Below are 14,232 nucleotides of genomic sequence, written 5' to 3'. Positions count from 1 at the left end.
GTAATGGTTGGGGCCAAATTGGATTGGTCGGGTGTCATCCCGGCAGCAACCACCCAGTTCGACGAAGCAATGGCGGTGGATATCGATGCCACCCAGAAGGTGCTCGATGCTCTGATCAATGATGGCGTGGACGGCATCATTGTTATGGGGACGGTTGGCGAGAACAACTCGCTGGAGCCGGAAGAAAAGCGTGCTGTACTGAAGGCCGCAGTCGAGGTGGCAAACGGTCGTGTGCCGATCATCACGGGCGTCAGCGAAATGACGACGGCTCGTGCCCAGCGCTATGCCAAGGAAGCCGAAGACATTGGCGTCGATGCACTGATGGTGCTTCCGGCCATGGTTTATGTGCCGACGCAGGCAGAGCTGGAAGCGCACTTCCGAGCCGTGGCGGGAGCCAGCGGCCTACCGAACATGCTCTATAATAACCCGCTCATGTATCGTCAGACACTGAACAATGACGACCTGCGCCGCCTGTCGGATGTGCCCAATATCGTGGCTCTGAAGGAAAGTGCGCCGGATTCACGCCGGATCACCGACATCTTCAACGAACTGGGTGATCGCTATTCGGTCATGGTGGGTCTGGATGACGTGGCGCTGGAAGGACTGATCCTGGGGGCCAAGGGCTGGGTTTCGGGCCTGACCAATGCGTTCCCGGAAGAATCCGTGGCCATGGTCAAGGCGGTCAAGAGCGGCGACATTGCCCGTGCTCTCGAAATCTACCGCTGGTTCATGCCGCTGCTGCATCTGGACTCGGTGTCGGACCTCGTTCAGTCGATCAAGCTGTCTGAAATGATCATGGGTCGTGGCAGCGAGCGCGTGCGTATGCCGCGTATGCCGCTGGCAGGGGCGCGTCGTGCAGAGGTCATCGCCATGGTCGAAAAGGCTGCGGAAACGCGACCGATCGGCTCTGGCAAGGCTCTCAAGATTTCCTGATCGGGAGGCTCCATGCGCGACGTCTTCTTTTGCATAGACGGTCACACGGCCGGCAATCCGGTTCGCCTGGTTGCCGGTGGAGCGCCTCTGCTGGCTGGCAACAGTATGGCAGAGCGGCGGCTGGATTTTCTGGCGCGCTATGACTGGATCCGCACGGCCTTGTGTTTCGAGCCACGCGGCCATGACATGATGAGCGGCGGCTTCCTGTACCCGCCGACCCTGCCGGATACGGATGCGGGTATTCTGTTTATCGAAACCAGTGGCTGTCTGCCTATGTGCGGCCACGGCACCATCGGCATGATTACCTTTGGCCTCGAGCATGGGCTGATCCGTCCCCGTACGCCTGGCAAGCTGAAAATAGAGGTTCCGGCTGGTGTGCTGGATATCACCTACGAGACCGAGGGTGATCGGGTAACGTCAGTCAAAATCCGCAATGTCGCCTCTTATCTAGCGGCTGAGGGGATCGAGATTGAGGTGCCGGGACTTGGGCCGTTACAGGTCGATGTCTCCTATGGCGGTAACTACTACGCCATTGTCGAACCGCAGGGTGCCTATACGGGGCTGGATGATCTGGGTGCAAGCCGGATTATCGAGCTAAGCGGCCTGATCCGGGAGCAGGTGCGCGCGGTGTTCCATCCGGTGCATCCGGACGAGCCTTCGATCAACGGGGTCAGCCACGTCCTCTGGGCCGACAAGCCGAAAGGTGAGGGGGCCACTGGTCGCAATGCCGTCTTCTATGGCGACAAGGCGATTGACCGCAGCCCTTGTGGCACCGGCACTTCGGCGCGTCTGGCGCATCTGTATGCCAAGGGGCGCTTGAAGCTTGGCGAGGCCTTTGTCCACGAAAGCTATATCTGTAGCCGCTTCACAGGACGGGTTGAGGCCGAGACGACGGTCGGATCACACAAGGCCATTTTCCCGTCCATTCAGGGATCGGCGCGGGCGACCGGCTTCAATACGATCTGGATCGATCGCGAAGATACCTTCTGGCAGGGTTTTCAGGTCGTCTGATCAATAGGATCGTAATTGTGGCCATGTCGAGTTATGATCGGGTCGGGCAACCGGCCCGATCGATTTGACATAGAACGCATGGCCGCAATCCCATTAGAAGTCCGCACGCTCTCTGACCGTTTGATGGAGGTTGTGCGTGACATGATCCTGTCCGGCTCTATCGCGGCGGATGTGCCGATCCGGCAGGATGCGCTGGCGGCGGAACTGAATGTGTCCAAGATACCCTTGCGCGAGGCGCTGGTGCGTCTTGAGCAGGACGGCCTTGTGGTGTCCCATGCCAATCGCGGCTTTTTCGTTCGCGGCATGAGCGCCAGCGAGGCCGAGGAAATCTACGAACTACGCCTTAAGCTGGAGCCTCAGGCTGCGGCACAGGCTTGTCTGGTGGCCGATGACAAGCAGCGCGAGGAAGCGCGCCGTCTGCTTACGGAACTGGATGCCGCAGCGGCGGCGCATCTGCCAAGTGTCGGGCCGTTGAACAGGGCCTTCCATATGGCGCTGGTACAGCCGGGCCAACGGGCTCTGACCGCAGAAATCACGGGGCGTCTGCATGTGATGGCGGACCGCTATGTTCGCAAACATCTGGAAAGCCGCGAGCGCCATGTGACGGCGGCCAGCGAACACCAGGATATTTTTCAGGCCTGGCTGAACCGCGATGCGACAGCTGTTAGCCGCATGGTGGGAGCTCACCTTGAACACACATTGCGTGACTTGCGCGAGGAACTGAGTGCTAACGAGGCTTCAGCTAGCGAAGCCCCCGCACGCGGTCGTAAGCGCAGTTGATATGAAAACAGGCCCGGGAGTTTTGCTCTCGGGCCTTTTTGTTTCTTAGGAAGCATGTTCGTTTGTGGCTTCTGGAGCCGACGGTTCTGCTTGTCGTGATGCCTTCTGGGCTGTCACCAGCAGGTTGATGCCGGCATACAGCACCACAACAACGACGCCCCAACGCAGGATTGTCAGGGGCAGGGATGTGACGACATAGGCGGCCACTAGAACGGCGGGTATGCCGCCGAGTGCCATACCCAATACAAGACGCAGATCGATGCGCTGGCTGCGAATGAAACGCAGGCTGGAAACTGGCATCAGGAAGGCGCAGGCTCCCATCATGATGGGGAAGGCCGCTGTCGGATTCATGCCCATTAGGCTGAGCATGATCAGCGAAGGCGCATAAAGGCCGATACCGAAGCTCATTAACGCCCCCATGACGACATGAGCGATGATGGCGATGACAAACATATTGCCATCCAGTGAGAGGGCTTGTCCGCCTGTCGGCATCAGGTCCAGATTGGTCAGGGCATAGAGTATGGCTGCAATCAGCAATGCCGCGCCGACAGTGAACTGGACCGCCCGCACAGGCAGGCGTAGCACAATGGGCGCGCCGATGACGGCCCCGAAAATAGAGGCCGCGATACACGATACCAGCAATACAGGATCAACCTGTATCAGCTTCATGAAGACCAGTCCCTGCACCACAGTAGGCAGGCAATGACCGGCATTCAGGACAGCGGGCAGGAAGCTGTCCGGCACCAGTTTGCGGAAACGCAGCCATGCGGTTGTGGGGGCGAATGATCCGATACCCAGTGCATCGAAGAAGTTTGCCACGGCACCAATGGCAACACCTGACAGCTTTGGCTTAAGCTGACCACGCGCGCGGGCTGTGCGTATCAATTGAACGGCATAAAACCCTGCTAGTGCCCAAAGGGCGGTCAAAAGCACGCTTAAAACCATAATGTTTCCCTCCCCCGAGGACGGCCACTCTTGTCGAATGGCTCGAAGCGTGAAAGAAACACAGTCTAAAATCAGATACAATATACGTATAGCGCCATGACCTTTTTTGCCCCTGCTGCATCACCTGTTTCCGTTGACGAACGTCACGCCCGTATTCGGGTGTTGGCAGAAGCCTTGAAGGCGCAGGGTCTGTCGGCCATGCTTCTGGGGCCAACCAATTCGCTGCGTTATTATACGGGGCTGGACTGGCATCCTTCGGAGCGTTTGACGGGCGCGCTGGTTCATTCAGACGGGCGGGTTCAATATGTCTGCCCCCGCTTCGAGCTGAACAAGATTGCCGGTGTGACGGGCAATGCCTACGCCGTGGCTGGCGAAATCCTGACATGGGAAGAAGAAGAAAGCCCCTTTGCGCTGGTCGCTGGGGCTGTCGATGCAGGTGGCCGATTGGCGGTTGATGATCAGGTCGCAACCTTTGTGTGGTTGGGCATGGCCCGTGCCATGGGTGCGGAACGTCTGGCCGATGGTGCGCCACTGATCGTGGCGCAGCGCAGCGTAAAATCTGCGACCGAAATTGCGCTTCTGATCCGTGCCAAGGCGATCACGCTGGAAGTACAACGTCGCACCCGTCGCTGGCTGAAGGAAGGCGTACTGACCTCGCAGGTCAAACAGTTCATCGATGCCGAGCACCGCAAACTGGGCGGCGAGGGCGGCTCGTGGTTCTGTCTCGTGTCTTTCGGGGATGACACCTGCCTGCCGCACGGTGGCGAGGGTGACCGCGCCCTGAAGGTTGACGATGTCGTGCTGATCGACACCGGCACGCTGGTGGACGGCTATCACTCAGACATTACGCGCACCTATGTGTTCGGACAGGCCAGCGAAGAGTTCCGGCGTGTTTGGGAGCATGAAAAACAGGCGCAAGCCCTGGCCTTTGACGCGGCCCGTATCGGTGCAGAATGCCAGAGCGTTGATGCAGCAGCTCGCGATTATCTGACGGCGCAAGGCTATGGGCCTGACTATAGCTTGCCCGGCCTGCCGCACCGCACCGGTCATGGCATCGGGCTGGATATCCACGAAGCCCCCAATCTTGTGCGCGGCGACGCCACGCCTTTACGGGCGGGCATGTGCTTCTCCAACGAGCCGATGCTGGTCATTCCCGACAAGTTCGGCGTCCGTCTGGAAGACCATTTTTACATGAGCGAAACCGGTCCGGTCTGGTTTACCGAACCGTCGCACAGCCTGGATGATCCCTTCGGCGAAAACGTCTAATGTCGGCACAACGCTGGACGGTTGTCGGAGGAGGACTGGTCGGCGCGGCCAGTGCGCTTCGTCTGCAAATGGCCGGTTTTGAAGTCGTGATGGTGGATCGTGGCGATCCGCGACGCGGGGCTTCGTTCGGCAATATTGGCCATATCGCTGCCGAGCAGGGCGAGCCTATGCCGTCGTCGGCGACGCTGAAGAGCGCCTTTGGACGGTTGTTTGCCTTTGGTGGGCCGCTGGATTTCCGCCTGCGGGATGGGGCGATGTGGGTGCCGTGGGCGCTAAGGTTTCTGGCGGCGTCAAGGCCCGCAGCAACCGCGTACGGAGCAGGCACGCTAAACGCCCTGCTGGATGATCCTTTAGCCGCGTGGCAGCGATTGTCAGCCTTGGCGCAGGCTCCACAGGATATGATCCGTTCTGATGGCCATGCGGTGGTGTGGTCGACGCCGGAGGCTGCAAGGCGCGGGCTGGAAAGCTGGCAAAGTGCCCGTACTGGATGCGCTCGTTTTCGTCCGATGGAGACGTCCGAACTGGCGGCCTATGACGGTGTTCTCGCCAAGCGTCCTGCGGGTGGCATTGTGTTTACGGGCACGGGTCAGGTTAGTGAACCTCAGATTGTGCGCGATGCCTTGCTCTCAGCCTTTAGACGACAGGGCGGTCAGGTTGTTTCGGCGGATGCCGTGACGGTGCGCGCCAAGGATGATGCAGCCGAAGTCGTGCTGTCGGATGGACAGGTAATCGACAGTGATCGTGTGCTGGTCGCGGCGGGGGCGTGGTCAAAAACCTTGATGGCATCACTGGGCGTGGGCGTCCCCTTGATCGGAGAGCGCGGCTATTCGGTGCAATCGGCCGAGCATAACTGGCCCGAGGATTTGCCACTGACTGTCTTCGAGGACCGGTCCGTGGTTTTGGCTCGTTTCAGCGGTGGTCTGCGCGCGTCAAGCCATGTGGAGTTTGGCGCACCTTCTGCTGCACCTGATCCGCGCAAATGGCGTCACATTGAAGGGCATGTGAAGGGTTTGGGGGTCCAGTTTTCGGAAACTCCGGATCGCTGGTGTGGCCCACGTCCGACCTTGCCGGATTATCTGCCCGCTATTGGCAGGCTGGAGGCGCATCCGTCGGTTTATTATGCCTTTGGCCATCAGCATCTGGGTCTGACCCTGGCGGCTCTAACGTCCGAATGGATCGAGGGCATGGCGCTGGGGCACCCGATACCCACATGGATGCAAGCTTTGCGCGTAGAGCGTTTCCAATAAAAAGACGCTCCGGCCGATGAGGGGGGCCGGAGCGTCTCTACACAATACCGTCTCTTAGGGGAGCAGAGGTTCGGTATTGGCGATCAGCCATTCGGCCTCGCCGGTGTTCTGGATCAGGTCCAGAATTTCAGCCCGCACACGGGCGTGATAGGTATCGATCCAAGCGATTTCATCGGCTGTCAGCAGGTCGGGATCGATCAGTTTGCGATCCAGCGGCACCAGCGTCATGTCGCGCAAACGGATGAAGCCGTTACCATCAGCCACCACCTCGCACAGGTTCTCGATGCGGATGCCGTATTGGCCCGCTTCATAATACCCGGGCTCGTTGGTCAGGGTCATACCGGCAAGGATCGGGGCCATGACAGGGTCTTTGCCGATACGCTGGGGATGCTCGTGCACCGACAGGAAATGTCCGACGCCGTGACCTGTGCCGTGGTCATAGTCGAGCCCGTGCGCCCATAGGGCTTCGCGTGCAAACCCGTCAATCTGGTAGCCGCGTGTACCTTCGGGGAAGCGCAGGCTGGCGAGGCGGATATGCCCCTTCAGGACCAGCGTATAGTGTTTCTTCCAGAGGGCAGACGGCGGGCCAAAACAGACGGTTCGTGTGGTGTCAGTGGTGCCATCCAGATACTGGCCACCGGAATCGATCAGGAACAGGCTGTCCTGTTTGATCGGGGCACCGCCTTCGGGCGGAGCGTTGTAGTGGCACATGGCACCATTGGCATCCGAGCCGGCGATTGTGCGGAAGCTGGGGCTGACAAATAGATCCAGTTCGCGACGATAGCCGAGAATTTGTTCTTCGGCCTCGATTTCGGAAACAGGACGTTGGGTCACCTCGGCGTCCAGCCATTTCAGAAAGCGCACCCAAGCCACACTGTCGCGGCGGTTGGCGGCACGTAGGCCTGTCAGCTCGACCGGGTTTTTGACTGCCTTGAGGGCGGTTAGCGGATTAGCTTCGATACGCACCTTGGAACCGGCTTCACGCGCGGTGATGGCGGCCCCGACGGGCGAGAATTTCGGGTCCATGGATACAGTCTCGCCGCCTTTCAGGCGTTGAGACAGCCGCTCCAGAAACAGGCTGGTGTCGGACAGGGTCACGTCCGCCAGTTCAAATGCAGAGGGATCATTACCCAGCTTGCGGGTATCGACGAATGCCTCGACAGCGCCTTGAGCATCCACAAGCACAAAGGCTTGAACCATCGGATTGTCCGGCACATCGTCACCGCGCCAGTTCAGCAGCCATGCGACGTTGTCGCTTTGGCTTTCAACCAGAAGATCAATCCCCGAGGCTTTTAGTCGTGCAGCCAGACGCTGGCGCTTCGACGACGAGTTTTCACCCGAACGCTCGACAGGGAAGGGGAAGGCGGGTTTGACCGGATTTTCGGGCCTGTCATCCCAAGCCATGTCGATGGGGTTGGCGCTTGTGGGAACCAGCGTGGCACCCTTGCCGGTAAGCGCCGGTTTGATCTGGTCATGAACAACCGGGTTCAGGATCAGGGGATCAAAACCAAATACCTGCCCCTCGGCTGCGTTTGCAGAAAGCCACAGTTCTGGTGGTTGATCGTAAAGGTGGCACTGGTCGAAATGGCTGGCAGACACCTCGGCCTTGGCTTGAACCGTGTAACGGCCGTCTACAAAGACTGCGCCATGGTCGCGGGTGACAATGGCGAGTCCCCATGTGCCTGAAAAGCCTGTTGCCCATGCCAGACGCTCATCGGCAACCACGCAATATTCCGACTGATAGGCATCCCAGCGGGGAATGATAAAGCCGTCCAGACCCTGACGGTCCATTTCGGCGCGCAGGGCGACCAATCGTGCGGGCGTCCAGCCATTGGCGATTTGTAGCCGGTCCATTTTATGTCCTTGAGACAGAGGCAAGCATCAGGCTTGAAAATCGCCAAAACGAGCAGGCAGGGTCAGGCCGTGGGCGAAGGGGTCATTGGCTTCGAGGATCAGTTCCGAGCGGGCCATGTAATAGGCACGACCCGAGACAGCCGCGATAATGCCTGTGCCACTGGGGCGGGCGACCGAGCCGGTAAAGGCCTGACCGGAGATACCTGCGAACTGCATTTCGTCGGATTCGGTAATCTGGGAACGGGCATGGGCCACGGCCAGTCGTGCCGAGACGCCGCTTCCGGTCGGGCTGCGGTCGATTTGACCTTCGCCGAACCAGCAGAGATTATGGGTGAACTTACCCGAAGACAGTACATTGCTGTCGATCAGAATGGCCCCGTAGAGGAAGGAAAGATCCGGTTCCTCGGGGTGGGTGAAGCTGCGGTTGGCCCGTAGTGTGGTGACCAATTTCCCGCAGGCCTCAACCAGTTGCTCTAGTGGCGTTTCGTGGAAATCCAGTCCGAGCTGGCTGCCGGACAGGATCGCATAAAACGCACCGCCATAACCAATGTCGAAACTGACCGTGCCAAGGCCATCCACCGAGATGCTGTCATCCAGAGACAGGGCAAAGGATTCAACGCTTTCAAAACGTACCAGAGGCGCGGCTGACGGGTCAGGCTCTGGCGACACGTCGATGCTAACCGGACCGCACGGACATTCGAGAATGAATGAGGTCTGCAGACGGTTTTGCAGACGGGCGCGATCATAAAGAAAACGGCCCAATGCCACAGTGGCATGGCCGCACATGGTCGAATAGCCGGAGTTGTGGGTGAACAGGACGGCGGCGTCATAGGTCGGGTCGCTGGGGGGAACCAGAATGGCCCCGTACATGTCCGCATGGCCACGCGGTTCCAACATCATGGCACGACGCAGGTGGTCGAATTGTTCACCCATCGTACGTCTTTTTTGCAGAATCGTTGTCCCATCAACGCCCAGCTTGGTGGCGTCGAATATACGCACTGGCTCGCCAGCTGTGTGCATGTCGATCACCTCGACCGACTGTGCCTTGTGTCCAGGAATACCTGATCCGGTCATCTGTGCCCCCTCCGTGCAACAGCATTGTTAAATCAGATATAGTATACTATCGGTTTTCGTAAAGGGTTTATCGCGAGGGAATGCCGAGGGGGCAGAACCACGCAGAATGTCTACTTATTCTGGAGGGGATAATGGTTGGACGATCCGGCTCGCTATGCGAGCGAGATGTGACGGCACTGTGCGTCCTGTCGTGTGATGGGAAGTCGTCATGAGCGAGGCACAGATAAGCACGGCTCTGTCGCCGGACATAAAAGGTTCCGAAGTAAAAACAGTGTCATATGGCTCGGGGCGCAGGGTGTTCGGCCACCCTGTGGGGCTTTGGTATCTGGCCTTTACCGAGTCATGGGAACGGTTTTCCTACTACGGCATGCAGACCCTTCTGGTCCTCTATATGGTGGGGCAGTTGTTACAGCCCCAGCATATCCAGAACGTTGCCGGTTTCGGCCAGTTTCGGGCCATTCTGGAGAGTGTTTACGGACCGCTTTCGATACAGGCTTTAGCCTCTGCCATATTCGGTATCTATACGGGGCTGGTCTATCTGACACCGGTCATGGGCGGATGGATTGCCGACCGTTGGCTGGGGCGAACCCGCACCATTCTGCTGGGCGGGATATTGATGACGCTAGGCCATTTTCTGATGGCATTTGACGTGTCGTTCCTTTGGGCGCTTCTTTGCCTTGCCGTGGGTACGGGCTGTTTCAAAGGCAATATCGCGGTTCAGGTTGGTTCGCTCTACAGCAAGGGCGACAATGCCCGCGCTGATGCCTTCCAGATATTCTATCTGGCCATCAGCGCTGGCGTGATTGCGTCCCCGTTGATCTGTGGCACGCTGGGCGAGGTCTATGGCTGGCACTATGGCTTTGGGGCGGCTGGTGTCGGGATGGCAGTAGGGCTGGCGGTTTATGTGGCAGGCTTACGACATTTACCCAAAGAGCCGCAGCGTTCGAAAACACAGATGCAAGAGCGTGTGCCAATGACACGCGCAGACTGGATGATGTTGGGGCTGTTGCTGATTATGCTGCCCGTTCTGGCTCTGGCCTTGTTGGGGAACCAGCAAATCTTCAACGCCTATATGATCTGGGCGCAGAACAGCTACGATTTTGCATTGTTCGGTCGCACAATGCCGACCAGCTGGCTGATTACCTTTGATGCCGTAGCATCTGTGGCCATGCTGGCTCTGACCGTACTGTTCTGGCGGTGGTGGTCACGTCATCGGCCCGAACCCGTAGAGATCACCAAGCTGGTGATCGGTGCGGTGGTGACGGTGTTTGCCTTCTTGCTGTTGTCGTTCGCTGCCCAGTCCTCGGGCGGAGGAAAGATCAGCCTGTGGTGGGCGGTGGCGTTCCACATCATCAACAGTGTGGGTTTCGCGCACCTCGTGCCGGTGGCATTGGCGCTCTATGTCCGCATGGCTCCGCAGGCTATCGGCGCTACTATCGTTGGTATCTTTTACCTGCACCTGTTCGCGGCAAATAATCTGGTGGGATGGGCTGGGACACGAATGGAAACCATGTCGGCCGCTCATTTCTGGATATGGCATGCAGTCGCTGTGGGTATCAGTGGCGCGTTATTAATGATCCTGCGCATCCCAATCAAAGCAAGCATGAGCAAGATTGCGGAGAGCTAAGCGATGGATGCAGAGGCGAAGTTAAAGTTGTCAATCGCCCTTTGAGCAACCAACCGGTTCATCGTCCCGGTTGGTAACGAGACAGCAACCGGGTTGAGAACTCGAATTTGTAGATCCTACGATGAGTAAGGCAGCAGCAGAGGTTCAAATTTCAAGCCTCAGCGCAGAGGTTTCTCACAACACACGCGGCGATCTACAATACTTTCAACACCCAACGTCCTCTGATTAGCGAGCCCACACTTCGACGCTTTCGCATCGACGCGAATATCTCTTGTCTGTCCGCTACCGTTGGTTGCAAGACGGGGTAGGGACTTCTCAACTATGCTAAGTTGCCCTGATAGCCCTGATCAATGGTGTAGCCGTGCTGTCAGTCTAACGCTAAAGGTGCTCCACTTTTAAGGCCGCAAGCCATTGGTGGAGTAGGCATTTTTATGAAGCCGCTATCGTTTAAACGTCATCGCTTTCCCGCAGAGGTGATCCGTCAGGTGGACCTATACAGTCCGTAAATAGTCTCCACTGATCGGGCTATAAACGATTGTATTTGATCGTTTATATTTGAGTGTATTTGTGATATTTAACTGACGCAGCGGGGCGGATTTTCTTTCGGGAGAGGGACGCATGCCCGCTGTCGATGACGAGTTAGAAGTCTTTCTTGCTAGCTTGGAACGCTGCTCGCTTTCAGCCGTGCAAGACGAGTGGCGCAAACGTTGGGGCACGCCTCCAACTTTACGCTCTGTAAGGCTGATGAGGCATCTTGTGGCCTGGCGTCTTCAGACTGAACTTTACGGCGATCTGAGTGTCGTGGATCGCAGGCATCTTAAATCGACAGCTACGCCTGTAATCCAAGCGCTGCGAGAAGGTAGCCGTGTCGCGCGCGAGTATCAGGGCATCGTCTATGAGGTCGTCGCAGAAGCACGAGGGTTTCGATACCGAGATCGTACATACCGTAGCTTGTCAGCAATAGCGCGTGAGATCACGGGCGTGCGTTGGAACGGACCACGTTTCTTCGGGCTTCGGCCGGGAGGCGGGCGTGGAGCATCGTGAGCGTCTCAGGTGCGCGATCTACACGCGCAAAAGCACCGAAGAAGGACTGGATCAGGTCTTCAACTCTCTGCATGCGCAAAGAGAGTATTGCGAGGCGTATGTCCAATCGCAGGGCGGGGAAGGTTGGACGGTTGTTCGTACACGATACGACGATGGCGGCTTTTCAGGTGCGAGCATGGGGCGACCCGGGCTTCAGCATCTCTTGCATGATGTTGAGGCTAAACGGATCGATGTTGTCGTGGTCTATAAGGTTGATCGGCTGACGCGCTCACTGGCTGATTTCGCCCGCATTCTCGAGTGCTTGGACAAACATAGCGCGGCCTTTGTGAGCGTTACCCAAGCCTTTAATACCAACAGCTCCATGGGCAGGCTTACGCTCAATATACTCCTGTCATTTGCGCAGTTCGAACGTGAGGTCACCGGTGAACGGATCCGTGACAAGGTTTTAGCCTCAAAGGTCAAAGGTATGTGGATGGGCGGAACCGTGCCTCTCGGTTATGATCCGCCCGATGCTTCTGGAGACCGCAGGCTCAGGGTCAATGAGGAAGGGGCCGCAGTCGTCCGGTTTATCTTTGAACGCTTCACCGTGTGTCGCTCTCTGTGCGATCTTCAACAGCATTTGATGGATAATGGTATTCGTACCAAGGCGCATAAAGGTCAAAACGGGACCATAAGGGCAGGGGCTCCGTTCAGTCGTGGAGCTCTGCGATACCTGCTTCAAAACAAGACCTACCTTGGGCTCATTTGCCATAAGGGAGCGGTGTACGCAGGGCGTCACGAAGCTCTGATTGATCAACGTCTGTTCGATACTGTTCAAACGCTTCTCAGCCACCGCGCGGACGTTTGGAAACGTCGCGCGCCAAATCTCGAACGCGCGAAGCTGCATGGCCGAATATTTGATGAGTTCGGGCAGAAAATGGTGCCGCAATTCATCCCCGGAAAGCGACGAACCTATGGGTACTATGTTGCGCCGAGACTGGCTCCGGGACTGAGTAATCCCGATGGCTTGGGTCGAGTACCCTGCAAAGCTTTGGACGACCTTGTTCAGAGAAGGGTTGTTGAACTTGCGGGCGTCGGGAAGGAAGAGATCACGACCGAGGTGTTGCGTGATCTGGTGGTTCGCGTCGAGATTCATGGCGCATCGGTTCAGGTGGTCATCAACCTCAAAGCGCTCAAAGGTTTCAATTCACATGGCACAACGATTCAGGACTTAGAGAAGAAGCTTTGGGTCGGGGATCGATTATTACCCGAGCTCTCTCGGTTCGATCGTGTGCGACTTTCCATATTGGCTCGCCTAAAAATGCATGGTGGTCGCACCTGGGTCGAAGATGCTCAGGCACTGCCAGATAGTCCTGCAAACGCCATCAAGCTTGCGGCGGTAAAGAAGCTTCGAGTCGCGCATGCTGTATACGCGCCTATGCGGAAGGCACTATCGGAGCCGAAAGCAGATCGGCCTGCCAACATCAGATTGCATCGGTTGGATTGGGTGTTCCTGTCACCCAAAATACAAGCCGCCATTCTGAATGGACGCTTGAGTGCCGAAGTTCTCGCGAAGTTAAACGCGCTAAAAGCTGTTCCACTCAGTTGGTCAGAACAGAACCGGGTCGTGTACGGAACGAGCGACGTCTGACGGCCCGACTGAGGTAGTTTTAGGCAAGGATCTAAAAAGTCTCTAATGTGTTTGAAATCACTAGAGATTTATTGACTGACTGGAAGAGGTGCTGTCAGTCTAACGCTAAAGGTGCTCCACTTTGATGGCTGCAAGCCATTGGTGGAGTAGGCATTTTTATGAAGCCGCTATCGTTTAAACGTCATTGCTTTCCCGCAGAGGTGATCCGTCATGCCGTGTAGCTGTACTTTCAGTTTAATCTCAGCTTTCGCGATGTCGAGGAACTGATGGCGCAACGCGGAATCGACGTCAGCTACGAAACGATCAGGTGCTGGACGATCAAGTTTGGGCCTTTGATCGCCCTAGGCTCAGGACTCATAGCCAGAAGAGCACAGTAGCCGCGAGAGCGATGGTGGACAGGAAGACGTTGGGGCAGCGATCATAGCGTGTAGCGACCCGCCGCCAGTCCTTCAGCCTGCCGAACATAATCTCGATACGGTTTCGGCTTTTGTATCGGCGCTTGTCATATCGGACGGGTTCGTTTCGGGATTTGCGTCCGGGGATACAAGGCGTGATACCCTTGGCCTGCAAGGCATCCCTGAACCAGTCGGCGTCGTAGCCACGATCTCCCAGCAGCCATTGCGCCCTGGGCAGGCTGTCGAGCAAGGCTGCGGCACCGGTGTAGTCGCTGACATGACCAGCTGTCACAAACAGGCTGATCGGGCGTCCATTCGCATCTGTCACGGCGTGCAGTTTGGTGTTCATCCCGCCTTTCGTGCGTCCGATGAGTCGCCCGAGGCCCCCTTTTTTACCCGCAAGCTCGAAGCCGTGCGGTGGGCCTT

At 57.6% G+C, this 14,232-nt stretch carries 11 protein-coding genes and 2 pseudogenes; 9 read left to right on the top strand and 4 right to left on the bottom strand.

Annotation, left to right across the window (positions count from 1 at the left end; translation table 11 throughout):
• The first annotated feature begins 3 nt into the window (after positions 1-3).
• From FHS64_RS08560 to FHS64_RS08550, 3 genes are all read left to right on the top strand, one after another.
• On the top strand, positions 4-933 hold the full coding sequence (locus tag FHS64_RS08560) for a dihydrodipicolinate synthase family protein (RefSeq protein WP_167177793.1): 930 nt from the start codon (positions 4-6) through the stop codon (positions 931-933).
• 12 nt (positions 934-945) lie between these two features.
• Positions 946-1,944, top strand: a complete 999-nt coding sequence (locus tag FHS64_RS08555) for a 4-hydroxyproline epimerase (protein ID WP_167177792.1) — start codon at positions 946-948, stop codon at positions 1,942-1,944.
• A 78-nt stretch (positions 1,945-2,022) separates the two neighbouring features.
• Positions 2,023-2,724 (top strand): GntR family transcriptional regulator, encoded by a 702-nt coding sequence (locus FHS64_RS08550; RefSeq protein ID WP_243862898.1) that lies wholly within the window; start codon positions 2,023-2,025, stop codon positions 2,722-2,724.
• A gap of 45 nt (positions 2,725-2,769) precedes the next feature.
• Here FHS64_RS08550 and FHS64_RS08545 read toward each other — a convergent pair whose 3' ends face one another.
• On the bottom strand, positions 2,770-3,669 hold the full coding sequence (locus FHS64_RS08545) for a sulfite exporter TauE/SafE family protein (protein ID WP_167177790.1): 900 nt from the start codon (positions 3,667-3,669) through the stop codon (positions 2,770-2,772).
• Between the two features lie 96 nt (positions 3,670-3,765).
• Between FHS64_RS08545 and FHS64_RS08540 the strand changes: the two genes are divergently transcribed.
• Together FHS64_RS08540 and FHS64_RS08535 are read left to right on the top strand one after the other, a co-directional pair.
• Positions 3,766-4,935: a M24 family metallopeptidase gene (locus FHS64_RS08540; RefSeq protein ID WP_167177789.1), complete on the top strand. Its 1,170-nt coding sequence runs from the start codon at positions 3,766-3,768 to the stop codon at positions 4,933-4,935.
• On the top strand, positions 4,935-6,182 hold the full coding sequence (locus FHS64_RS08535) for an NAD(P)/FAD-dependent oxidoreductase (protein ID WP_167177788.1): 1,248 nt from the start codon (positions 4,935-4,937) through the stop codon (positions 6,180-6,182). Before FHS64_RS08540 ends, FHS64_RS08535 begins: the two co-directional genes overlap by 1 nt.
• A 54-nt stretch (positions 6,183-6,236) precedes the next feature.
• Here FHS64_RS08535 and FHS64_RS08530 read toward each other — a convergent pair whose 3' ends face one another.
• Both FHS64_RS08530 and FHS64_RS08525 read right to left on the bottom strand, forming a co-directional pair.
• The gene (locus FHS64_RS08530; RefSeq protein WP_167177787.1) at positions 6,237-8,036 is read right to left on the bottom strand and encodes an aminopeptidase P family protein; all 1,800 of its coding nucleotides are present in this window, start codon (positions 8,034-8,036) and stop codon (positions 6,237-6,239) included.
• A 27-nt stretch (positions 8,037-8,063) separates the two neighbouring features.
• Complete coding sequence (locus FHS64_RS08525) at positions 8,064-9,110, bottom strand: proline racemase family protein (protein ID WP_167177786.1); 1,047 nt, start codon at positions 9,108-9,110, stop codon at positions 8,064-8,066.
• 208 nt (positions 9,111-9,318) lie between these two features.
• Between FHS64_RS08525 and FHS64_RS08520 the strand changes: the two genes are divergently transcribed.
• From FHS64_RS08520 to FHS64_RS14270, 4 genes and pseudogenes are all read left to right on the top strand, one after another.
• A complete protein-coding gene (locus FHS64_RS08520; RefSeq protein WP_167177785.1) occupies positions 9,319-10,737 on the top strand; it encodes a peptide MFS transporter in 1,419 nt (472 codons plus the stop codon).
• Positions 10,738-11,355: 618 nt separating this feature from the next.
• Positions 11,356-11,781, top strand: coding sequence for a DUF2924 domain-containing protein (locus tag FHS64_RS08515; RefSeq protein WP_167177784.1), 426 nt, complete (start codon positions 11,356-11,358; stop codon positions 11,779-11,781).
• Complete coding sequence (locus tag FHS64_RS08510; protein ID WP_167177783.1) at positions 11,768-13,411, top strand: recombinase family protein; 1,644 nt, start codon at positions 11,768-11,770, stop codon at positions 13,409-13,411. The genes FHS64_RS08515 and FHS64_RS08510 overlap by 14 nt, the downstream gene beginning before the upstream one ends.
• 158 nt (positions 13,412-13,569) lie before the next feature.
• A pseudogene (locus FHS64_RS14270) lies at positions 13,570-13,749 on the top strand (IS6 family transposase); the annotation flags it as partial.
• 16 nt (positions 13,750-13,765) lie between these two features.
• Here the strand turns inward: FHS64_RS14270 and FHS64_RS08505 are convergent.
• A pseudogene (locus FHS64_RS08505) lies at positions 13,766-14,232 on the bottom strand (IS5 family transposase); the annotation flags it as partial.

This window comes from Brevundimonas terrae, assembly GCF_011761985.1.
In the GTDB taxonomy this organism is placed as follows: domain Bacteria; phylum Pseudomonadota; class Alphaproteobacteria; order Caulobacterales; family Caulobacteraceae; genus Brevundimonas; species Brevundimonas terrae.
This window is presented reverse-complemented; position numbering and strand designations above follow the sequence as displayed.